Annotated in this window: 25 protein-coding genes, 2 pseudogenes and 3 riboswitches; of the genes and pseudogenes, 13 read left to right on the forward strand and 14 right to left on the reverse strand. The window is 72.4% G+C overall.

Annotated features, from left to right (window positions below; all coding sequences use genetic code 11):
- Positions 1-85 precede the first annotated feature (85 nt).
- Genes HMPREF3099_RS04535 through HMPREF3099_RS04550 form a run of 4 tightly spaced genes read left to right on the forward strand, consistent with a single transcriptional unit; the run spans position 86 to position 3,560 of the window.
- Complete coding sequence (locus HMPREF3099_RS04535; RefSeq protein ID WP_070704547.1) at positions 86-2,068, forward strand: acyltransferase family protein; 1,983 nt, start codon at positions 86-88, stop codon at positions 2,066-2,068.
- A 40-nt stretch (positions 2,069-2,108) separates the two neighbouring features.
- The gene (locus tag HMPREF3099_RS04540) at positions 2,109-2,702 is read left to right on the forward strand and encodes a winged helix-turn-helix domain-containing protein (RefSeq protein ID WP_070704550.1); all 594 of its coding nucleotides are present in this window, start codon (positions 2,109-2,111) and stop codon (positions 2,700-2,702) included.
- Positions 2,695-3,141: a HEPN domain-containing protein gene (locus HMPREF3099_RS04545; RefSeq protein WP_070704578.1), complete on the forward strand. Its 447-nt coding sequence runs from the start codon at positions 2,695-2,697 to the stop codon at positions 3,139-3,141. Before HMPREF3099_RS04540 ends, HMPREF3099_RS04545 begins: the two co-directional genes overlap by 8 nt.
- On the forward strand, positions 3,138-3,560 hold the full coding sequence (locus HMPREF3099_RS04550) for a peptide-methionine (S)-S-oxide reductase (RefSeq protein WP_237769740.1): 423 nt from the start codon (positions 3,138-3,140) through the stop codon (positions 3,558-3,560). The genes HMPREF3099_RS04545 and HMPREF3099_RS04550 overlap by 4 nt, the downstream gene beginning before the upstream one ends.
- A gap of 125 nt (positions 3,561-3,685) precedes the next feature.
- On the opposite strand, the gene HMPREF3099_RS04555 is transcribed toward HMPREF3099_RS04550, so the two are convergent.
- The 4 genes from HMPREF3099_RS04555 to HMPREF3099_RS04570 all read right to left on the reverse strand — a co-directional run bounded on the left by HMPREF3099_RS04555 (position 3,686) and on the right by HMPREF3099_RS04570 (position 5,743).
- Positions 3,686-3,955 (reverse strand): DUF1801 domain-containing protein, encoded by a 270-nt coding sequence (locus HMPREF3099_RS04555; RefSeq protein WP_256374418.1) that lies wholly within the window; start codon positions 3,953-3,955, stop codon positions 3,686-3,688.
- 275 nt (positions 3,956-4,230) lie between these two features.
- Positions 4,231-4,899: a hypothetical protein gene (locus tag HMPREF3099_RS04560; protein ID WP_070704583.1), complete on the reverse strand. Its 669-nt coding sequence runs from the start codon at positions 4,897-4,899 to the stop codon at positions 4,231-4,233.
- Positions 4,900-4,930: 31 nt separating this feature from the next.
- Entirely contained in the window at positions 4,931-5,212 is a 282-nt protein-coding gene (locus tag HMPREF3099_RS04565) for a hypothetical protein (RefSeq protein ID WP_070704639.1), read from the reverse strand.
- A 30-nt stretch (positions 5,213-5,242) separates the two neighbouring features.
- Complete coding sequence (locus tag HMPREF3099_RS04570; RefSeq protein ID WP_070704586.1) at positions 5,243-5,743, reverse strand: hypothetical protein; 501 nt, start codon at positions 5,741-5,743, stop codon at positions 5,243-5,245.
- 86 nt (positions 5,744-5,829) lie between these two features.
- On the opposite strand from HMPREF3099_RS04570, the gene HMPREF3099_RS04575 reads away from it, so the two are divergent.
- A complete protein-coding gene (locus tag HMPREF3099_RS04575) occupies positions 5,830-6,486 on the forward strand; it encodes an SIMPL domain-containing protein (protein ID WP_070704589.1) in 657 nt (218 codons plus the stop codon).
- A gap of 116 nt (positions 6,487-6,602) precedes the next feature.
- Here HMPREF3099_RS04575 and HMPREF3099_RS04580 read toward each other — a convergent pair whose 3' ends face one another.
- A complete protein-coding gene (locus tag HMPREF3099_RS04580) occupies positions 6,603-7,289 on the reverse strand; it encodes a hypothetical protein (protein WP_070704592.1) in 687 nt (228 codons plus the stop codon).
- Between the two features lie 584 nt (positions 7,290-7,873).
- Positions 7,874-8,365, reverse strand: a complete 492-nt coding sequence (locus tag HMPREF3099_RS04585) for a DedA family protein (RefSeq protein ID WP_070704595.1) — start codon at positions 8,363-8,365, stop codon at positions 7,874-7,876.
- A gap of 117 nt (positions 8,366-8,482) precedes the next feature.
- Between HMPREF3099_RS04585 and HMPREF3099_RS04590 the strand changes: the two genes are divergently transcribed.
- On the forward strand, positions 8,483-9,397 hold the full coding sequence (locus HMPREF3099_RS04590; protein ID WP_070704599.1) for a hypothetical protein: 915 nt from the start codon (positions 8,483-8,485) through the stop codon (positions 9,395-9,397).
- A 15-nt stretch (positions 9,398-9,412) separates the two neighbouring features.
- On the opposite strand, the gene HMPREF3099_RS12770 is transcribed toward HMPREF3099_RS04590, so the two are convergent.
- Positions 9,413-9,970 carry an LppP/LprE family lipoprotein gene (locus HMPREF3099_RS12770; RefSeq protein WP_070704602.1) on the reverse strand — a complete coding sequence of 186 codons (558 nt, stop codon included), beginning with the start codon at positions 9,968-9,970 and terminating at the stop codon, positions 9,413-9,415.
- Between the two features lie 160 nt (positions 9,971-10,130).
- Positions 10,131-10,198, forward strand: a riboswitch (guanidine-III (ykkC-III) riboswitch).
- A gap of 10 nt (positions 10,199-10,208) precedes the next feature.
- Between HMPREF3099_RS12770 and HMPREF3099_RS04600 the strand changes: the two genes are divergently transcribed.
- Complete coding sequence (locus HMPREF3099_RS04600; RefSeq protein ID WP_070704605.1) at positions 10,209-10,526, forward strand: DMT family transporter; 318 nt, start codon at positions 10,209-10,211, stop codon at positions 10,524-10,526.
- Positions 10,527-10,587: 61 nt separating this feature from the next.
- A complete protein-coding gene (locus HMPREF3099_RS04605) occupies positions 10,588-11,070 on the forward strand; it encodes a hypothetical protein (protein ID WP_070704608.1) in 483 nt (160 codons plus the stop codon).
- Positions 11,071-11,073: 3 nt separating this feature from the next.
- Here the strand turns inward: HMPREF3099_RS04605 and fabG are convergent, their stop codons facing one another.
- The 5 genes and pseudogenes from fabG to HMPREF3099_RS12345 all read right to left on the reverse strand — a co-directional run.
- Positions 11,074-11,832, reverse strand: a complete 759-nt coding sequence (fabG, locus tag HMPREF3099_RS04610; RefSeq protein ID WP_070704611.1) for a 3-oxoacyl-ACP reductase FabG — start codon at positions 11,830-11,832, stop codon at positions 11,074-11,076.
- Positions 11,833-11,932: 100 nt separating this feature from the next.
- A complete protein-coding gene (locus tag HMPREF3099_RS04615; protein ID WP_181443112.1) occupies positions 11,933-12,286 on the reverse strand; it encodes a hypothetical protein in 354 nt (117 codons plus the stop codon).
- 99 nt (positions 12,287-12,385) lie between these two features.
- Positions 12,386-12,700, reverse strand: a complete 315-nt coding sequence (locus HMPREF3099_RS04620) for a hypothetical protein (RefSeq protein ID WP_070704616.1) — start codon at positions 12,698-12,700, stop codon at positions 12,386-12,388.
- Positions 12,697-13,368 (reverse strand): hypothetical protein, encoded by a 672-nt coding sequence (locus HMPREF3099_RS04625; RefSeq protein ID WP_070704619.1) that lies wholly within the window; start codon positions 13,366-13,368, stop codon positions 12,697-12,699. Before HMPREF3099_RS04625 ends, HMPREF3099_RS04620 begins: the two co-directional genes overlap by 4 nt.
- An 83-nt stretch (positions 13,369-13,451) precedes the next feature.
- Positions 13,452-13,592: pseudogene (locus HMPREF3099_RS12345) on the reverse strand (5,10-methylene tetrahydromethanopterin reductase); the annotation flags it as partial.
- A gap of 153 nt (positions 13,593-13,745) precedes the next feature.
- On the opposite strand from HMPREF3099_RS12345, the gene HMPREF3099_RS04635 reads away from it, so the two are divergent.
- Both HMPREF3099_RS04635 and HMPREF3099_RS04640 read left to right on the forward strand, forming a co-directional pair.
- Entirely contained in the window at positions 13,746-14,516 is a 771-nt protein-coding gene (locus HMPREF3099_RS04635) for an SDR family NAD(P)-dependent oxidoreductase (RefSeq protein ID WP_070704624.1), read from the forward strand.
- A riboswitch (guanidine-III (ykkC-III) riboswitch) is annotated at positions 14,510-14,575 on the forward strand. It overlaps the preceding gene by 7 nt.
- Before the next feature lie 11 nt (positions 14,576-14,586).
- Positions 14,587-14,903: pseudogene (locus HMPREF3099_RS04640) on the forward strand (multidrug efflux SMR transporter).
- Here HMPREF3099_RS04640 and HMPREF3099_RS04645 read toward each other — a convergent pair.
- The gene (locus HMPREF3099_RS04645) at positions 14,875-15,516 is read right to left on the reverse strand and encodes a mismatch-specific DNA-glycosylase (protein WP_070704627.1); all 642 of its coding nucleotides are present in this window, start codon (positions 15,514-15,516) and stop codon (positions 14,875-14,877) included. The pseudogene HMPREF3099_RS04640 and the gene HMPREF3099_RS04645 overlap by 29 nt on opposite strands.
- A 20-nt stretch (positions 15,517-15,536) precedes the next feature.
- Positions 15,537-16,631: a DUF808 domain-containing protein gene (locus HMPREF3099_RS04650; RefSeq protein ID WP_070704630.1), complete on the reverse strand. Its 1,095-nt coding sequence runs from the start codon at positions 16,629-16,631 to the stop codon at positions 15,537-15,539.
- A 147-nt stretch (positions 16,632-16,778) separates the two neighbouring features.
- A riboswitch (TPP riboswitch) is annotated at positions 16,779-16,888 on the forward strand.
- A 29-nt stretch (positions 16,889-16,917) separates the two neighbouring features.
- Here HMPREF3099_RS04650 and thiC point away from each other — a divergent pair.
- The 3 genes from thiC to HMPREF3099_RS04665 all read left to right on the forward strand — a co-directional run bounded on the left by thiC (position 16,918) and on the right by HMPREF3099_RS04665 (position 19,477).
- The gene (gene thiC / locus HMPREF3099_RS04655) at positions 16,918-18,657 is read left to right on the forward strand and encodes a phosphomethylpyrimidine synthase ThiC (protein WP_101849111.1); all 1,740 of its coding nucleotides are present in this window, start codon (positions 16,918-16,920) and stop codon (positions 18,655-18,657) included.
- On the forward strand, positions 18,654-19,055 hold the full coding sequence (locus HMPREF3099_RS04660; protein WP_070704633.1) for a hypothetical protein: 402 nt from the start codon (positions 18,654-18,656) through the stop codon (positions 19,053-19,055). Before thiC ends, HMPREF3099_RS04660 begins: the two co-directional genes overlap by 4 nt.
- Positions 19,056-19,222: 167 nt before the next feature.
- Positions 19,223-19,477: an MmcQ/YjbR family DNA-binding protein gene (locus HMPREF3099_RS04665; RefSeq protein WP_141494428.1), complete on the forward strand. Its 255-nt coding sequence runs from the start codon at positions 19,223-19,225 to the stop codon at positions 19,475-19,477.
- Positions 19,478-19,493 lie beyond the last annotated feature (16 nt).

Consider the following 19,493-nt stretch of genomic DNA (forward strand, 5'->3'; position numbering starts at 1 on the left):
GCCCTGCCGGTGGGGCGCCCTCGGCGCGGAGTGAATCGCAGCAAGCCCCCCGGCGCGGCCGGGTCGAGCGAAGGGGAGCACGAGCATGCCTCGCCCAGTCAACAAGTCCGCCACGTACTTCCCGGGCCTCGACGGCCTGCGGACGGTCGCCGTCGCCCTGGTGGTGGCGTACCACATCGGCGTGCCGTTCGCCGGCGGGGGACTGCTCGGCGTGGGCGTCTTCTTCACCCTCTCGGGCTTCCTCATCACCTCGCTGCTGCTCTCGCGGTGGCAGAAGCACGGCAACCTGGACCTCAAGAACTTCTGGGTCCGCCGCTTCCGCCGCCTGCTTCCGGCCGTGGTGCTGCTGCTGGTCGCCGTGCTCGTCACCACGGCAATCGCCGAACCGCACAACATGGGGCAGCGCCTCAAGGAGTCCCTGGCGGCGCTGTTCTACGTGGCCAACTGGCAGGTCATCTTCTCCGGCAAGAGCTACTTCGAGCAGCAGGAGGGCGTCGGCCCCCTGGACCACCTGTGGTCCCTGGCCGTGGAGGAGCAGTACTACATCGTCTGGCCGCTGCTGCTGGTGGGGCTGATCACCGCCTGCAACGGCCGGCTCAAGAAGATGGCCGCGGGCACCTTCGCCCTCGGCCTGGTCTCCATGGTGCTCCTCGCCCTCCTGGCCGACCCCTCGGGTGACTCGACGCGCGCCTACGAGGGCACCGACACCCGCGCCGGCGGGCTGCTCTGGGGCGCGGCCCTGGCGATGGTGTGGCGTCCCTCCGTGGTCGCGAAGCTGCGCCCGGCCGGCAAGTGGGTGTTCGACCTCATCGGCCTGGCCGGCTTGGCCGGCATCCTCGCGCTCGTGGCCACCACCACCCAGGAGACCGACAGCCTCTACACCTGGGGCATCGCCGCGCTGACCGTGGCGACCTGTGCCGCGCTCATGCCGCTGGTCGTGCCGGGCTCGATGCTGGGTCGGGTCATGGGCATCGCCCCGCTGCGGTGGATCGGTGAGCGCAGCTACGGCATCTACCTGTGGCACATGCCCGTGGTGGCCTTCCTGCCCGAGCGGGCCTTCTTCGGGCAGCCGTGGGTGCGCGGAGCCATCGTGGTGGGTGCCACCGTGGTCCTGGCCTCCCTGTCCTGGCGCTTCGTGGAGGACCCCATCCGTCGCCACGGCTTCCTGGCCCTGGTGACCGGGCGGGCCGGGCGCTCCCCGGAGGCGGCCCGGGGTGCTCGCCCCGGGGCCGCGCAGCTGGCCGTGGGCACCGTGGGCGTGCTCGCCGTCGCGGCCGCCTCCCTGGTGGGCGTCGGCAAGCTGCCGCAGAAGTCCGTCGTGGAGATCGCCCAGCAGGAGAACGGCGGCAAGGCCGGGGTGGACTCCGTGACGGCGCCGAAGGCCAAGAAGGCCGCGCGCCCGAAGGCCACGAAGACGGCGTGCAAGACGGTGATCCACATCGGTGACTCCACCTCCCTGGGCCCGGGCAACACCCCCGAGACGCGCATCCCGGACAAGAGCAAGCGCATCACCGCGCGCTACGAGGCCGTCGGCGTGGACACCGTGATCGAGGACATCCTGGGTGGCCGTTCGATGCTGGAGCACATGGGCCAGGGCGGCAAGGACACCACCGCCTCGGAGGCGATGGAGGAGCACGCCGGCGAGATCGGTGACGGCTGCTGGGTGGTCAACGTGGGCCTGAACGACTCGGCGAACATGGCCAAGGCCGATGCCTGGGCCGGTGCCGAGGGCCGCATCGACTCGGTCATGAAGGCCTCCAAGGGCCGCCCGGTGCTGTGGGTGAACGCGCTGACCATGCCGTGGACCAACAACAAGTGGTACGCCAACGAGAACGTGCAGAAGTTCGACAAGGTGCTGGCCGACTCGGTGAAGAAGTACCCGAACCTGTGGGTGTACGACTGGTCCACCGAGGCCAGCTCGCACCCGGAGTGGTTCCTGGAGAACGACGCCAACCACAACAACACCGAGGGCTCCATCGCCAAGGCGCAGGGCATGGCCAACGCGCTCGTCGCCGCCTTCCCGGAGGGGCAGCCGAAGTCCTCCGAGAAGATCGTGCTCTCGAAGTGACGTTGACCGTTCCCTCAAGCGGAAGATATCTTCACGTTCTGTGAAGACTCCACCGTCGGCCCTGACGCCCTTCGTGCGCTCCGACGCCGTGGGGGCGCTTCTCGCCGAGACCCTGGGGCACCCTGACCGGGAGTTCTCCCTGGCCGAGCTGGGGCGCCGCACCGGCGTCGCAGGGCCGGTGGTGCACCGCGAGGTGGGGCGGTTGGTGGAGGCCGGCGTGCTCCGCGACCGTCGCGAGGGGCGCAACCGTCTGGTCTCCGCCGACCCCGACCACCCCCTGTTCGCCCCGATGCGGGAGGTCGTCGCCGCGACGTACGGACCCGTGCCGGTGCTGCGGCAGCTCCTCGAGGGGGTGGACGGAGTGCAGGAGGCGGTGGTCCACGGCTCGTGGGCGGCTCGCCGGGCCGGGGAGCAGGGGGCCTTTCCCCGCGACGTCGACGTGGTCGTCGTGGGGGACGTCCCGCGCCGCACGCTCGCCGAGCTGGCCACTCGGGCGGAGGCCCAGCTCGACCGGGAGGTCACCATCTCGCGGGTGGCCGTCGAGGACTGGGAGGCCGACGAGCCCACCGGGTTCGTGGCCACGGTCCGCTCACGCCCGATGGTGGACCTGCTGACGGGAGAGGTCCGTGCCTGACCTGCCCGAGCTGCCCACCGAGCTGCGCCGGATGCTGCGAAGCGGCCGCCTGGACCGCGTGGAGCCGAATCCGGTCCACGCCGCCACCCTCATGACCATGGCCGAGCAGCACCTGGCCACGGCCCGCGCCCTGAGCGGCACCGAGGACGTGGCCATGGCGTTCACCGCTGCCTACGACGGGGCCCGCAAGGCACTCACCGCCGTGCTGGCCGTGCACGGCCTGCGCGTGCGGCCCGTCGGGGGAGCCCATCGCAACACCGGTGTGGCCGCATCGGAGCTGGTGGAGGACCCCGCCCTGGGCGAGTTCGACTGGATGCGGCAGGTGCGCAACGCCACCGAGTACCCCGACGCGGACCGCCCCACGGCCTCCCGGCAGGACCTCGAGGAGGCGTTGGAGGCGGCTGCGGACATCGTCTCCGCGTGCCGGCGGGTCCTGTGAGCAGCGCGGAGTCGCCCACCGAGGAGGTCCACCTGGCCGGTGGCTGCCTGTGGGGCGTGCAGGCCTTTCTCGACACGCTTCCCGGCGTGGTCTGGACCGAGGCGGGCCGGGCCAACGGGGCCGCCGACCACCTTGACGGTCCGTACGACGGGTACGCCGAATGCGTGCGCGTCCGCTTCGACCCGCGGGCCACAGACATCGAGCGGCTGCTGGGGCACCTGTTCGAGATCATCGACCCGTACGCAGTCAACCAGCAGGGCCCGGACGTCGGGGAGAAGTACCGCACCGGGGTCTACTCCCGCGATCCCCGCCACCTGGAGGCGGCCCGCGCGTGGTTGGCGGCGCGCCCTGATGCGGACCGCGTCGCGGTGGAGGTGCGGCTCCTGACCCGGTGGGTGCGCAGCGCCGAGGAGCCCTAGAAGCGTCTGGCCCGCTGTCCGGATGACGCCTGCCACCTGCCTCCCGAGGTGCTGTACCGGCACCGGACGTAGGGCCACCAGCAGGCCTGATGCAGGACCCGGACGGCGCAGGCGGCTGACGGGCGTCAGTGCCACTCGGCCCGGCGGGTGGCCAGCAGACGCTCGAAGAGCTCCTCGGGCAGGGGGTCCTCGACCGTGAAGTGCAGGGCGCTCTTGGTGCGCGACCGGTCGCCCAGGCCGTCGGCCAGCGTCGTGAGGGTGGTGCCCGAGTGGGGGTACCAGCTGAGGAAGTCCCGGTGGGAGAGGACCCCCCCGATGCGGTGGCCCTCCACCTCGAAGGTGGGCATGCGGTAGCTGATCGTCTCGCGGGCGCCGGGGTACCAGTCGTGGACCAGCCCCCCGGAGGCGGGCCAGGCAGGCGAGCGGACCGTTCGGGGAGCCCTGGGTCGGGTGACGGCGAGGGTGCCTTGCGTCCGTTCGAAGCGCGGCGACGAAGCCGACGGGACTGAGGGCCTGGACCCCGCCCGTGGCTGAGGGCCTACCCCTCAGCGCATGCAGACCAGGACGTCGCCGTCCCAGCGCATGAGTGCGACTGTCTGCGAGGCAGTGCCTCGATGAAGCGCCTGTCCACCTCGCGCGGCTCAAGGACGTGCTGGAGGCAGGGTGGGCCTCACCGGTGGAGGGACCGCTTGACCAGTGGGCTCGGGTCGCACGCGGGGTTGCACCAGTCGGCCCGCCCCGGGTGCGTCACCTGGATGACGTCCACGCCCGAGGGGGAGCGGTGCACCCGGCTGGTCCAGCCGCGTCGGTTGTCCTCACGGAAGGTGCCCCACTCGTCGTGGGCCCCCAGCATGTGACGGCAGCGCGCGGCGACCGTGCTGCCGAAGCACACCACCGTACGGGTGCCGAGTCCGTCGATGACGGCCTGGTGGAACGGCCAGCAGGCTTCGGCGAGGCGCGGTAGGTCGGTGGCGATGCCGGACTCCTGGCGGCTGCGCACGAAGACGAGGTTGCTCGAGGGGACTCGGCCGGCATCGAGTCCGAGGTGGTCGAGGAGGTGCAGGACCCGTCGTTGCAGGGGGCTGGTCCCGGCGGGTGCGCCCCACTCCTCGTCGCGGTAGCGGGACCACCTGGGCTGCGACGCACCGAGGGCCCACTGAATGTCCGTGCGGACCGTGGCCTCGCGCAGGGTCTCGGGATCGCCCCCGGGGTTGAGCCCCAGGAGGTAGAGCCCGCCGGGCTGCTCGAAGGCCTCGCGCCCCGAGTAGAAGACGGAACCGGAGCGGTCCAGCAACTCGTCCGGCACCAGGGCAGCCAACTCCTCGAACGTGGGCGTCATGCCGTGAACCTAACCCGACTGCCCGGGCGGCTCACCCCATCGGCGTCGGAGGCCGCTGCCCGCTGAGGGGCACCCCGGTCCGGTGGGCCTCCCACGACCGCGCACCGAGCAGCACCCAGCAGGCCACCGCCATCGCCGAGAGGGACGCCGGCACCCAGTGGTGGAGCAGCAGCGAGGCCGCCGTCGCCGACACGAAGGCCAGCAGGTTGGCCACCACGTCGTACGCGGGTGCCACGAAGCGCCGGTTGAGCACGTGCGCGCCGGCGATGAACAGGCCGCAGGCGAAGGTGACCGAGAGCAGGGTGTTGACCACGCGCACAGGGTAGGGGCGCGCGGGTGCGTCTCAGGCCGGCTCGGCCTCGGGGAAGAGGGCGGCGAAGGCCGTGACCTGCTCGGCGGGAACCCACACGAAGACGCCTCCCTGCCCGTTGTCGAGGTACAGCATCGTGCGGCCCGGCACGCGGCGGAAGTCCTCGATGATGGCGTCGGCCACCTCCGGCACCAGCCAGTCGCCCTCCTGGACGAAGTCCGTGCGGCGCACCGTCCCGGCGAGGGTGTACTCCAGCCAGGAGTTGCCGTCGAGCTCGGTGTGGCCGGCCAGGTGGGTGAGCTCGGCGGTGCGGCCCGTCGCCTCGGCCCACTCGGCCACCCATGCGGTGTAGGCGTCGTCGTCCTCCACCATCTCGGCGTCGTAGGACAGGACGTGGTCGAAGGCGTACCCGCCCTCGTCCCAGGCGGTGAGTACGTCCCACGGGTCGTCGTCGATCCCCTCGAGGGCGGCCGGGTTGCGCAGGGTGAACCCCAGGTGCTGCAGGTGGGCGACGGTCTGGGCGTGGGTGCTCATGCCCGGCATCCTGCCCGGACCGGGGCGGCGACCCAACCCTGCCCGGGCTCGACGCGGTGTCGGTGGCCGGGGGCACAATGCGAGGTATGGAGATCACCGTGCGCAGTGAGGCCACCGGCCGCCGTCAACCCGAGCTGTCCACCCTGTGGGCCACCGCCAGCGCCGAGGGGACCGACCGGGCCGCCGCCCGCCAGCAGGTCACCGCCGTGATGCAGGAGCTCGTCGACTCCCTCGACGAGCTGGGGGCCAGCCGCCCCGATGCCGTGCGCTCCCGCGTGGTGGCTCCCCTGGCCACCCGTACGTGGCAGCCGTGGGGCGACGACGGGAAGCGCCTTGACCCCCGTCACGAGGTGACCGGCCGGGTCCGCGTGCAGCTGGCCGACCTCGAGGCGCTCGCGGACCTCACCACGGCGTGGTCGGCGCGCGACGAGGTGGCGCTGCAGTCGCCCACGTGGTCGCTCACCGACGACAGCCAGCGCGCCCTGTACGCCGAGGTCACCCGCGATGCCGTGCGGCAGGCCCGCGAGCGGGCGCAGGTGATGGCCGAGGCATCCGGGTTCTCCATGGTGGAGCCGCTGCAGGTGGCCGACACGGGCCTGCTCGGCGGCGGGGACGACCAGCGTGTGGGACAGGTGCAGGCCTTCCGTGCAGCCGGGGCCGGTGCGGCGGACGACGGTTACGACCTCACCCCGCAGGACGTGGAGGTCCGGGTGACGGTGGAGGCCCGCTTCCGCGCGGAGTGATGGGTGTGGCAGGGGAGCGTGGACAGGCGGGCCTGCCTGGGCGGGACATGTCGGTGGCGCCAGTGCCGTGGCGCGGGCGCCACCGACCTCAGAATGTCTGGGGCAGACCCGGGGTGTCAGCAGACCTCGAAGGTCATGCCCGTGATGAACATCTGCTGAGCCACAGTGCCGGTGCTCGACGAGAAGTCCACCGTCATGGAACTGAGGGGACCAGCCATCGTCACGGTGGATCGATTGGCCTTGTTGTCGGAGTTCACCGGACTGGTGGTCGTGGCACGCAGCGGGTCGCCGGTACCGCCGGAGCCGGTAAGTGAACTGCCGTTGACAACGCTGGTGGGGGCGGGGCTCAGGGTCACGGAGTCCCTGTACTGCTTTCCACTGTTGTCGATGTCAGCCACGACGAAACTCAGGTTGGACACCGGCTGGCTGAACGTGAAGGTCAGCCTCTGGCCACCAGTGCCCTGCTGCTGCAACTGCAAACCGTCGGTGGCGAGGTCGCCCATGCCGTTGTAGCCCTTGTTGACGTTGCCGGCGGCGGTGAGGTTGTTGCTCAAGAGGGTCTTGCCGCCGTAGGAGGCAGTCGACAACGAGACAGTGACGGTGGAGCCGTCCGAGCCCCTGAAGGTGTAGCTGAGCGGAACGGGGTTGTAGGAGCTCGGCTGGGTGAAGGCTCCCGTATACGTCACACACGCGCTGACGGCCACAGCGGGAGCAGCGGCTGCGATGGCGACGGCCGGAGCGGACCACAGGGTACCGGCAGTAACGGACCGGCGACTGACGTTCTGGGGATAGGAGTTGGTCATGGCGGAAATCCTCTCGGAAGGCGCGGACCCAGCAGGGGGCGCGGGGGGGCTAGTGTCACTGGAGTGGGAGAAGTTCCCACTCCGGTGATACTAGCCCCCCGCTGTGGGTCTGAACTCACGGGGAAGCACAGACCGGCGTCTCCCTCCCCGTAGATTGCCCAGTGTCGGACCCTTGCGTGAGCGATCCCACGTCTCGCGAGTGCATCAATCCCCGCATCCGTTCTCATCTTGTCGTCCAGGTGCCAGGTGCCAGGTGCCAGCTGGCAGGTGCGCCATCTGCCTGGCCCCAACTAATGTCTATCCGTCGCCCGGGTCACTGGAGCTGCCCGGACGGTGGCCCGACGCGACCGCCGCCCTGGGGGACCGCCTGCCCGGCGCCGTCCTGCGCTGGGCAGGCGCGGAGGGGGAGCGGGCGCGCGGCCGGTTCCAGGCCCGCTTCGCCGGGTTCGACGCCGTGCTCGGCCCCACGCTGCCGTGCCCTCCCGGGAGGGGCTGCCGCTGGGCGTGCAGCTGCCGGTGACGGGCTCCGACGAGGGCGTGCTGCTGGGCCTGGTGGCCGGACTGGAGGAGCTGCCCGGCTGAGTTCAGGCGCTCGGCGGCTGCGCGCCCGAGGCGTCGATGCCGCGCCGGCGCCACCAGGCCGTGCCCGCGAGCACCGCGAGCACGCCGGCCAGGGCCAGCCACAGCCACGCGGAGGCCACTGCGTGACGCACCAGGAGCACCCACGCCGTCCACCCGATGGTGCTGTAGATCCCCGCCCACAGCGCGGCACCGGGCACCTGGGCGGCGGTGAAACGGCCCCACGGCATCCGCATCGCGCCGGCGGAGGCCAGCACCACGGTCTGGACGCCCACGGCCAGGTAGCAGAGGGTGACCGCAGGCCACCCGAAACGCGTGAGCTGCTCCCTGCCCCGGCGTGCGGTGGGGCTCTGCGCCCAGCCTCGCCACCGGGGGTCGTCGCGGCCCCGGCGTGCCACCCCCGATGCGGCGCCGCGCGCCAGCCAGTACGTGGCCTGCCCCCGCAGCAGGGCCACCAGGAGGAAGCCCAGGAAGGCCCAGACCAGCCCAGTGGGCATCGTCGTCGCCTGCACCGTCTCCTCCCGTGGTCCGCCGGGCGCACGGTACCCGGCACGGACGGGGGCTGCGCCGGCAGGGGGAGCGGGCGTGCTGTGCACGGTTCCTACCCTGAGTCCATGACGAGCTCCGACGTGGTGGACCGCAGCACCGGCACCCTCGCGCGCCTCCTCCGGTGGGCCCTCGCCGTGCTGGCCGCGGCCATGGCCTGGGTGGCCACGGCGGGCGCCTGGGTGGTGACCTGCACCGAGCCCGCCCGGTCGTTGCCCCCGACCGGGGGCGGCAACGCGCTGCTGGTCTGGGTGGGGTGGGCCGCCGGCCCGTTCGCCACCCTGGTCGTCGGCTCGGTGGCGTGGGAGCGGGTGCGCGGGCGGGGTGGGCCCGGTGACCGTCCGGCCTCGGCGCACACCCTGGAGCCGGCCCCCGGCGTGCCGCAGGAGCACTTCCGGTGCACCCGCCGCTCCCTCGTCTGGCGTGCGGTCGCGGTCCTCGTCCTCGGCGGGCTGTGGGCGGCCGTCATGGCGCAGTGGCCCGGGGCCGTGCTGCGGGTGCTGGACGGTGAGCTCGACGGCCTGGGGCGCTACGACCTCGCCTTCGGGCTCATCGCGGGACCGCTCCTGCTCGTCCTCGTCATCGCGGCAATGGCGGCGGGCACGAAGCACCGCTGGACGCGCCGACGGGGAATCGTCCTCTCCCAGCCCGGCATCTGGGTGCGCACGCCCGGGTGCGACGTGGGCTTCGTGGCCCGGGACCGGGTGGTCGCCCTGCAGCGGCGCCCCCGGGGACGCCGCCGGAGCAGCTGGTGGCTGGTGGGCCGCGGCGACGCCCGGGCGGTGATCACCGGCATCTCCAACGAGAGGCACTACACCACCTCCGGTGAGGAGCACTGGGCGTTCATGCTCCCGCTGGGAGAGATCCGTGCGGAGGAGCGTGCGGCCTGCGTGGAGGCGCTGACCCGGTGGTGCCCGCCCCACGCCCGCCGTGACTGGAGCGTGCCCTCGCGCACATTGGTCCAGGAGTTCCTGGACCGGTGACCCCTGGCTCGGGGGTCAGCTCTGGCCGGGCGGCAGGTCGCCCTCGTGCCGGACCCGGCGCTGGGCGGGGTCCCAGGTGAACGTGGAGACGGCCTCCCCGCTGGGGGTGTCGGCCGGGTCACCGTCCTGCGGGTAGGGGTAGGTGACCCGGATGGTGGACCCGTCGACCCGTGCCACCTGGGGGTGGTACTCGGTGGGCGAGTACAGGGTGGTGCCCAGGTAGTGGCCTCGGTGGAAGAGCATGATCTGGTGCGGGGTGGGCTCGTCCCCGGTGTCCGCCACGAGGATCCACGAGAGCTCGGCGCACGGGGCGTACCCCGAGTAGTCGCTCGCGGCGCCGGTCCACTGGACGGCCGGGTCGCCGGAGGCGGGGCGGAGGAGGGGCAGGCTGTCTGCGAGTGCCTGTCGGCCGTGCGTCGGGCCACACCGCGTCTCCCGCGAGTCCGAGCCGGTGCCATGGTCCTCCGGGAAGGCGTCCCACGGCACCTCGCTGGCCCGCACGGGGGCCGCATCGGGCTGGGCCCCGCAGGCCGCGAGCACCGTGCTGCAACCGAGCACCGCGGCGGCGCGCATCGCACGGCTCCTGCGCAGCATCGGTCCTCCGGGTGGTCGTGCCGGCACCCGCGGGTGGGGCGGCGGGGGCCCAGCGTATCCAGCGACGTCCGAGGGTGATCCGCAGGGACTCGCCGCCCACCGGGGGCGGGGGTGGTCGGGGCAGGTGGCGTTGCTAGCCTCCCGGCGAGCCCGACCCGCTCCCGGACGAGGGTGGTCGTACCCGGCAACGCGACAAGACGACCACGGAGGAACTCTCATGGCATGGATCGTCCTGGTCGTCTCCGGCATGTTCGAGGCCGTGTGGGTGACGGCGATGAGCCGCATCCAGGGGGTGCACAGCTACGGGGCCATCTCGGCCTACGTGCTGGGCAGCATCGTGTCCCTCGGCGGCCTGTGGTGGGCGCTGCGCACGCTCCCCACGGGGACCGCCTACGCGGTGTGGGTCGCCATCGGTGCCGCCACCACCGTCTCGTACGCGGTCGCCACCGGCGAGGAGCCGTTCAGCCTGGCCAAGGCGCTGCTCCTCGTGGGCCTGGTGGGGTGCGTGGTCGGCCTCAAGCTCGTCGACGGCTGAGCACCCGTTCTCGGAGGATCGCGGCAGGCCCGGTGCCTCGCCGCGCTCCTACACTGGGGCCATGGATGCCGCCCCCTCGCCCGTGACCCGTCTCGACGGCCCCTGGACCCCGGAGCACCTCGTCCGCGTCACGCTGACGGTGGTGCCGTCTCGTGCCGCCGCGGCCCGGGGTGTGGAGGCACGGCTGGTGGAGTGGTTCGGCGCGCTCACGCCCTCGCCCGGGCAGCCGCAGGACCGGTACGCGCTCTCCGGTGGGTCGGTCCTGGAGCGCTACCCCGTGCCGGCGCCGTCGCCGGCGGGGGACCTCGGCGCCCAGGTCGTCGTCATCGTCTCCGGTGGGGAGGACGGGCTGGACTCCGCCGGCGACGAGGTCTCGGCCGCCCTGGACCTGGTGCGCGAGGTGGACCCGGACGCGCTGGTCTCCGTGCTCGAGCAGTGGCGCACCGAGGACTCGGCGTGGCACCTGGCCGGCCGCCCGGTGGTGCTGGAGGAGCACCTCCGGGAGGGCCACCCGCTGACGGCGGCCCTCCCGGTCAGCGGCTGAGGCTCAGTTCCCGAGGGCCTCGGGGGTCTCCGGCAGCACCTGCCCGCCGTCCACCACGAGCGCCTGACCGGTCACGTACCGCGCGCCGTCGGAGGCCAGGAAGGCTGCCGCCTCCCCGATGTCCTGCGGCTCCCCGAGGAAGCCCAGCGGCACGGTGCGCGCCATCTGGTCCATGTACTCCTGCCCCATCGCCTCCAGGCCGGGGGTCACGATGTTGCCCGGCAGCACCGCGTTGACCGTGATGGCGTCGCGCGCCAGCTCGATGGCGGCAGACCGCACGAAGCCCATCTGGGCGGCCTTGGTGGCGCCGTAGAGCGACCACCCCGGAAAGCCCGTGAGGTTGCCGGTGATGGAGCTGGTGAGCACCACGCGCCCCCGTCCGGAGTCGCGCAGGGCGGGCACGGCGGCCTGCACCACCTGCACGGTGCCGCGCACGTTGACGTCGAAGATCGTGTCGAAGTCCTCGGCGGTGGCCGTCTCGATGCGGGCCTGCGGGTAGATCCCCGCGTTGGAGACCAGCGTGTCCAGCCCGCCGAGCGAGGCGGTGGCCTGCTCCACCACGGCGCGGCAGGCCGCGGGGTCGCGCACGTCGAGCACGAGCGCCTCCATCCCCTCGGCGCGGGCGGCCTCGCACTCCTGCTCGCCCAGACCCGTCACCACCACGCGTGCGCCGTGGGCGGCCAGCACCTGCGCGATGCCGCGGCCGATGCCCAGCGTGCCCCCGGTGACCAGCGCGCGGCGCCCCTCCAGCAGTGCCTCCATGTCGTGCCCCTTCCCCTCGTGTCGGTGTCCGTGACTCCGACCCTAGCCCCGCCCGGGCGCCCGGTGCGGGCGGGTGCTCAGGTGGCCTCGACGTCGAGGGTCACCCCCCCACCGCGTGGCAGGCCCCCTGCGGGTCCACGAGCACGGCGCCGTAGATCTTGGTGAGGTTCTTGAACGCCCGCCCGGTGAGCAGGGTGGGCGTGATGGGGAAGGCCTGGGGCAGCAGTCGCGCCCCCTCGGTGGCGGCGTCGGGGTGCACCACCAGCGTGGTGCCGTGCTGCTGCCCGGCGCACGCCTGGGCCATGTCCCACAGTCGCTCGGCGTCCCCGTCGTCGCCGAGCACGCGCCGCACCGTGTCGGCGAAGCGCGCGCCCGTGGTCAGGGCCTCGTCGGCGAGCTGCTCCATCGACCACCGCAGGTCGGCCTGTCCGTCCCACATCACACGCCCAGTCACCGAGGGGTTCTCGCAGCCGCCGGTGCGCGGCGTCGAACGCCGGTGCGTCAGCGGCGCGTCGAGTGTGCGTGCGTCAGTGACGGGTGGCGCGTGTGCGCGTCAGCGGCGACGCAGTTGCCGCACGAGCAGGAGCACGCCCCCGATGCCGAAGAACCCCGCCGTCAGCAGACCCACCGGCAGGGCAAGGGGCTGCCGGCGGCCCATCGGCTGGCCCTCCATGAAGGAGGTCACGACCATGGCCACCCCGGCAGCGGCGAAGAGAAGGCTGCTGCTGATGACGAGCCACCGCCCGGCGGGTGTGTCCGGCCCCACCGCCATGGCGATCCCGGCGAAAACCAGGCCGATCAGGGCCAGCTTGAGGGCGTCGCCGCGCTCCGGGGCGTCGGGGTCGTACGGGCCGTCGGTGTGGCTCACCGTCCCAACACCGCCCGGTGGGCGCGCTCGAGGAAGCGTGCGAACTCGTGCCGACCGGTGCCCTTCATGCGCACGATGCGCACCGAGTGCACCCGTGGGGTGCCGAAGGCCCGGGGGCGGGCAGCGTCGTTGAGGACACCGCGCAGGGAGGGATCGAGCTGGTCGGCGCGCATCTGACCGGCCGGTGTGAAGGGCATGACCAGGGCCAACTGCCTGCCCTCGTCCCACGGGGCGTCCTCCATGCGCTCGGTGGGAGGCTCTAGGTCGCCCCACGGCACCGGGCCCACCCCGTCGATGGTGATGCCCTCGGTGCCGATCACCCACGTCCGGCCCCGTGCCGTCGCGCTCCGACGCCACGACCACAGGGCCGCGGCCCCCAGACCCAGGGTCACCAGCAGGATCCCGACGACGGCCATGCCCAGTGACGCGTCACCCCGGGCCGCGGCCAGGACCCCGAGCAGCACGGTCAGCAGTCCGGCGGCCAGGGCCAGACCTCCCAGGATCATCGTGGCCCCGAGGGCCCCGGGGCGGACGGTCTCGGCCACGATCTGGCCCCGGCCACGGAACTCCGCGAAGAGGTCGTCGGCGGACCGCCGGGCCCCGCGCGACGCGGTGGCCTGTTGCGAGGGGTGCCCGGGTGACGTGCGGGGCGACGTGGTGGGCCTCATCCTGACCTCTCTGTCTCGGGGGATCCGGCGTGGGCGTGGGCCGGCGCGTGCCCGCGGGACTCGGCGTGGGCGACCGTGAGAAAGGTGGCGAAGACGTCCAGGCCGATCTCCTCGGCCTTGAGGGCGATCTCCACCGTGTTGCGGATGCGCTCGCTCTCGGTGGGGGTGCGGCCGGTGGTGGGGTCGGTGGTGACGTCTCCGATGGTGAAGATACCGAACTGCATGACCCTCCTGATGGACAGGTGGAGAAAATGTGATGCGTCAGGTAACCGGGGGAGTGGCCTGACTGCTCCCGACCCTTGTGCGCGGTGCGGTGAGGCGATAGACCGGGTGGCGAGGGTGGTGCACCCCGCACCACCGCAACCAGGAGGACGGCCATGGCAGAGCACACGGTGTACGCAGGTTTCGAGGGCAGGGTGGCGCTGGTCACCGGGGGTGGTTCCGGCATCGGGGAGGCGTGCTGCATCGACCTCGCCCGGCAGGGCTGCAAGGTCGTGGTGGCCGACATCGACCTCGCTGCGGCCAGGCGGGTGGCCGACAGCATCACCTCCACCGGCGGTGAGGCCGCGCCGTTCGAGCAGGACGCCTCCGACCCCGACGCCAACAAGGCAGCGGTGGACTTCGCCGTGGAGACCTTCGGCGGGCTGCACCACGCGGTGAACAACGCCGGCATCGGGGGCACCACGGACCCGGCCGGCGAGCTCGCCCCGGAGGACTGGTTGAAGGTCATCAACGTCAACCTCAATGGCGTGCTCTACGGCATGCGCTACGAGCTGCCCGCCATCGAGGCAGCTGGCGGCGGTTCCATCGTCAACATGGCCTCCATCCACGGCACCGTGGCCACGGGGGTGGGCAACTCGGCTTACACCGCGTCCAAGCACGGCGTGGTGGGGCTCACCAAGCAGGCCGGCGTGGACTACGGGTCGCGTGGTGTGCGCATCAACGCGGTGGGTCCGGCCTACATCGACACCCCGCTGCTCCAGGGCCTGGACGACAGCGCCCGCGAGGGCCTGGTGGCGCTCCACCCCATCGGGCGGCTGGGCAAGGCCGAGGAGGTCGCGCACCTGGTGACCTTCCTGCTCTCGGACGACGCGTCCTTCATCACCGGCAGCTACCACCTGGTCGACGGCGGCTACACCTCCCCGTGAGCCCGACCGGCTCCCGGACGAGGGTGGTCGTACCCGGACACGCGACAAGACGTCCACGAGGAGAATCGTCATGTCGTGGATCGTGTGGGTGCTCTCTGGGCTGTTCGAGGCCGTCTGGGCCACCGCCCTGGGGAAGATCGAGGGACCGCAGAGCGCCGGGGCCATCACGGCCTTCGTGCTCGGCAGCGCCGTCTCGTTGGGGGACTGTGGTGGGCGATGAAGGACCTGCCCACCGGCACCGCCTACGCCGTGTGGGTGGCCGTGGGTGCCTCGACCACCGTGGCCTACGCCGTCGCCACCGGTGAGGAGTCGTTCAGCATCGCCAAGCTGCTGCTCCTGCTGGGCCTGATCGGCTGCGTCATCGGCCTGAAGGTCGTCGACGGCTGAGGCCCGCCGGCCAGTCGACCTCGGCGGCCACCTGGCGCCACTTGTCGGCCAGGGTGTCGATGTTCTCGTGCGCGTTGAGCCCCGAGGGCTGCGGCACCACCCACAAGGGGGCGCCGGCGACCCGCCCCTCTTGGCGGCCGAGCTGGGCGTCGCGGTCGCCCCAGGCCGTCCGGAAGGCCGTGATCCCCGCGACCGCCACCACGGGGAGCCGCCCCGTGCCGGCGTGCAGTCCCTGCACCAGGCCCTCCAGGCGGTGGTGCCCCTGGCGCAGTTCCTCGGTGCCGAGCTCGTCGGCGCGCACCGAGGCCCGTGCCACCAGGTTGGTGATGCCGATGCCGCGCTCGCGCAGGTGGGCCGCGTCCGCATCGGACAGTCCGTGGGTCACGTCCAGCTGGTGGTCGGTCAGGCCCGCCCGGTGGAGCGAGGGCCAGAAGCGGTTGCCCGGGCGGGCGAAGGGGGCGTTGACCGCCGCCGTCCAGAGCCCGGGGTTCACGCCCACGATGAGGAGTCGCACCGCATCGTGCAGCACGTCGTCGACCGTCTCGTCGGCGAACTGGGCCAGCTCGTCACGATGCGGACGGCGCCCGCCCAGAGGGGACGGGCGCCGCGGCACGACGGGAGGATGCACTGCTGTCAGTCCTGCGGGGCCCGGGTGGCACCGTCGGCCGAGGCCTCGTCGTCCGTGAGCTGCGCGCCGGTGCCGGCGCCGGCCGCTGCGTGGGCCGGCTCGCGCCCGGCCTCCTTGTCCTTCTCGTCGCGGCGGTAGCCGCTGCCGTGCTTGCCGTGCTCCACCTCGTGGGCGAACGGGCCGAAGGGCAGCACGTGCAGCACCGCCACGATGATCGCGCCCCAGACGAGGCCCAGTGCCATCGCCACCAGGGTGTCGGCGAGCCAGGCCAGCAGTCCACCGATCACCGGGGTGCCCGCGACCATGTCGGCGAGGTGGTGGGCGAGGTCGTAGGGGGCGCTCAGGCCGTACTCGTCGATGCCGACCATGATGATGTGGCCACCCACCCAGAGCATGGCCAGCATCCCGACGAAGCCGATGATGTCCAGCACGGTGGGCATGGCCTTGACCATGCCGCGGCCCAGCCTGTGGCCCGCCGAGCCCTCGTCGTTCTTCTGGGCCAGGTGCAGGCCCACGTCGTCCATCTTCACGATGAGGGCGACCGCGCCGTAGACCCCGACGGTCATGAGCAGCGCCACCACGACCAGGATCAGTCCGCGGCTCAGCAGGGACTGGTCGGTCACCTCGTTGAGGGAGATGACCAGGATCTCGCAGGAGAGCACGAAGTCGGTGGTGATGGCGCTCTTGACCACCTGCTCCTCGTCCTGCTCCGAGCGCTCGTCGGCGGCCTTGCCGTCGTCACCGTGGCCGGAGATCTTCTCCCAGACCTTCTCCGCGCCCTCGAAGCACAGGTAGGTGCCGCCGAGCATCAGCAGGGGCGTCAGGATCCAGGGGGCGAACTGGCTGAGGAGCAGCAGCACCGGCACGATGATCGCCTTGTTCCGCAGCGACCCGGTCGCGATGCGCTTGATCATCGGCAGCTCGCGGTTGGGCTCGGCGCCCTCCAGGTACTGCGGGGTCACCGCGGCGTCGTCCACCACCACGCCGGCCGCCTTGGTGCTGGCCTTGGCCGCCCCGGCAGCCACGTCGTCCACGCTGGCCGCGGCCAGGCGCGCCATGGCGGCGATGTCGTCGAGCAGGGCAGCGAGTCCGCCGGCCATGCGGAACCTCCGGGCTGGGCTGGGGTGGGGGGCTGGGACAGCCTAGCGGGACGTGTGCGCACGGTGACCGCGCCGGCCGGGCCGGTGGGCGAGCTCGACGCGCGCTGACCCCGAGTTGTCCGGCGTTCCCCGGTGGGTAGGGTGTGTGACGTACCCCACGGGAGCTCGGGCACGGGCTGAGAACGGACTGACGCCGTCCGGACCGTCCGAACCTGACCGGTTAGCACCGGCGGAGGAAGCGAGGACGACGATGTCGTGCACCTGTGCCCACGAGCAGAACCCCACGATGACGGGCGAGAACCACCCCCAGCACCGGCTGGTCACGCGCACCGACGGGGAGGTGACCGTGCCGATGACCGCCATCAGCCTGGCGGACTCGCCCGACGGCACCCCCAACGAGGACTTCGTGGTCTACCGCACCATGGGGCCCGGCTCCGACCCCGAGGTGGGCCTGGAGCCCGCCCGCCAGCAGTGGATCGAGGCCCGCGGCGACACCGAGGTGAACCCCACCCCGCGAGGCCGGAACCTGGCCGACGACGGCCGCTCCGCCGAGCGACGGGGTGAGGCCTCGCAGGCCTGGCGTGGCCGCACCCAGCAGCCCCGCCGTGCCGTGCCCGGCCGCACGGTCACCCAGATGCACTACGCCCGCCGGGGCGAGGTGACCCCGGAGATGCGCTTCGTGGCCCTGCGCGAGGGCTGCGATGTGGAGCTCGTGCGCTCCGAGGTGGCCGCCGGGCGCGCCATCATCCCGGCCAACGTGAACCACCCCGAGAGCGAGCCGATGATCATCGGTCGCGCCTTCCTCACCAAGGTGAACGCCAACATCGGCAACTCGGCGGTCACCTCCTCCATCGCCGAGGAGGTGGAGAAGATGTCCTGGGCCACCCGGTGGGGTGCCGACACCGTGATGGACCTCTCCACTGGAGACGACATCCACACCACCCGCGAGTGGATCCTGCGCAACTCGCCGGTGCCCATCGGCACCGTGCCCATCTACCAGGCCCTGGAGAAGGTGGCCGGCGTGGCGGAGGACCTCACCTGGGAGGTCTTCCGCGACACCGTCGTCGAGCAGGCCGAGCAGGGCGTGGACTACATGACCATCCACGCCGGCGTGAAGCGCGAGTTCGTGCCCCTGACCGCCGGGCGCGTCACCGGCATCGTGAGCCGGGGCGGGTCGATCATGGCCGGCTGGTGCATGGCCCACCGGCAGGAGTCCTTCCTCTACGAGCACTTCGACGAGCTGTGCGAGATCTTCGCCGCCCACGACGTGGCCTTCTCCCTGGGTGACGGCCTGCGCCCCGGTTCGCTGGCCGACGCCAACGACGCCGCCCAGCTGGCCGAGCTGCGCACCCTGGGCGAGCTCACGCAGCGCGCGTGGGAGCACGACGTGCAGGTGATGGTGGAGGGCCCCGGCCACGTGCCGCTGCACCTGGTGAAGGAGAACGTGGACCTGGAGCAGGAGTGGTGCCACGGGGCGCCCTTCTACACGCTCGGCCCGCTGAGCACCGACATCGCGCCGGGGTACGACCACATCACCAGTGCCATCGGGGCGGCCCCCATCGCCCAGCACGGCACGGCGATGCTGTGCTACGTCACCCCCAAGGAGCACCTGGGCCTGCCGAACCGCGACGACGTGAAGACCGGCGTGATCACCTACAAGATCGCCGCGCATGCCGCCGACGTGGCCAAGGGGCACCCGCACGCCCGCGAGTGGGACGACACGATGAGCAAGGCGCGCTTCGAGTTCCGCTGGCACGACCAGTTCGCCCTGGCGCTGGACCCGGTGACCGCCCAGGCCTTCCACGACGAGACGCTGCCGGCCGAGCCGGCCAAGAACGCCCAGTTCTGCTCGATGTGCGGGCCCAAGTTCTGCTCCATGCGCATCAGCCGCGACATCAACGAGGAATTCGGCGACCAGATGGGGGCCGGGGGCCCGGTGCCGGTGAGCATCGGCTCCGCGCCGCCCGCCGGCGCCGCCCCGGGTGCGGCCCTGGCCGGTGCGGGCGATGGGACACTGGGGGCATGACCACCACCACCCCTTCCCCCAAGCACCTCGGCACGCTGCGCACGATGGCGCTGGCCACGGCCGTGCTGACCGTCGGCCAGGCCGCGCTCGGCCTGCTGCTGCTGTTCACCGAGGTCGACATGTACGACGTGCACGGCTGGATCGGCTACGCCACCTTCGGCTGCGCCGTCGCGGCCGCCGTCTTCGCCTTCCTGTGGAAGAAGGAGAGCGGCAACACCGGTCTGTTCATGCACGCCGTGGGCCTGGCCGTCATGGCCCTGCTGCAGATCGGCCTGGCCGAGATGGGCGCCAAGTGGGTGCACGTGGTGCTCGGCCTGCTGATCCTCGGCGCGGCCCTGGCCCTGGCCTCCCTGGCCCAGCGCAAGCCGGGTGCCCCGCTGGCCGACCGCGCCCTCTGAGGCAGGCGGGCGCGGCGGTCTGACCCGGAGCGCGGACGCCGCACGCGAGAGGTGCCGCCCGCACGGAAAAGGTGCTGCCCGCACGGGATTCGTCCTGTGTGGGCAGCACCTTTTCCGTGCCCCCGCGCCTCTTCCCGCGCGGGGCGGGTCGTGACAGCATCGATGCCGTGAGCCACCCGGTGGTGTTCGACGAGGACGACCCCTTGCTGGAGCGCGTGCGTTCCCTGTGCCTGGCCCTTCCCGAGGCCACCGAGAAGATCGCCCACGGCCGGCCGTGGTTCAGCACCCGCACCGGCTTCTGCGTCTACGGCGGCCACCACCGCGCGCCCGGCGGCGGCGTCGGGGACCCGGCACCCCACGCCGTCATGGTCAAGGTCGACCCCGCGGAGCGCGCCGCCCTGGCCGCGGACAAGCAGGCCTGACGCCCCGCGCACGCGG

The organism is Kytococcus sp. HMSC28H12, from assembly GCF_001816045.1.
In the GTDB taxonomy this organism is placed as follows: domain Bacteria; phylum Actinomycetota; class Actinomycetes; order Actinomycetales; family Dermatophilaceae; genus Kytococcus; species Kytococcus schroeteri.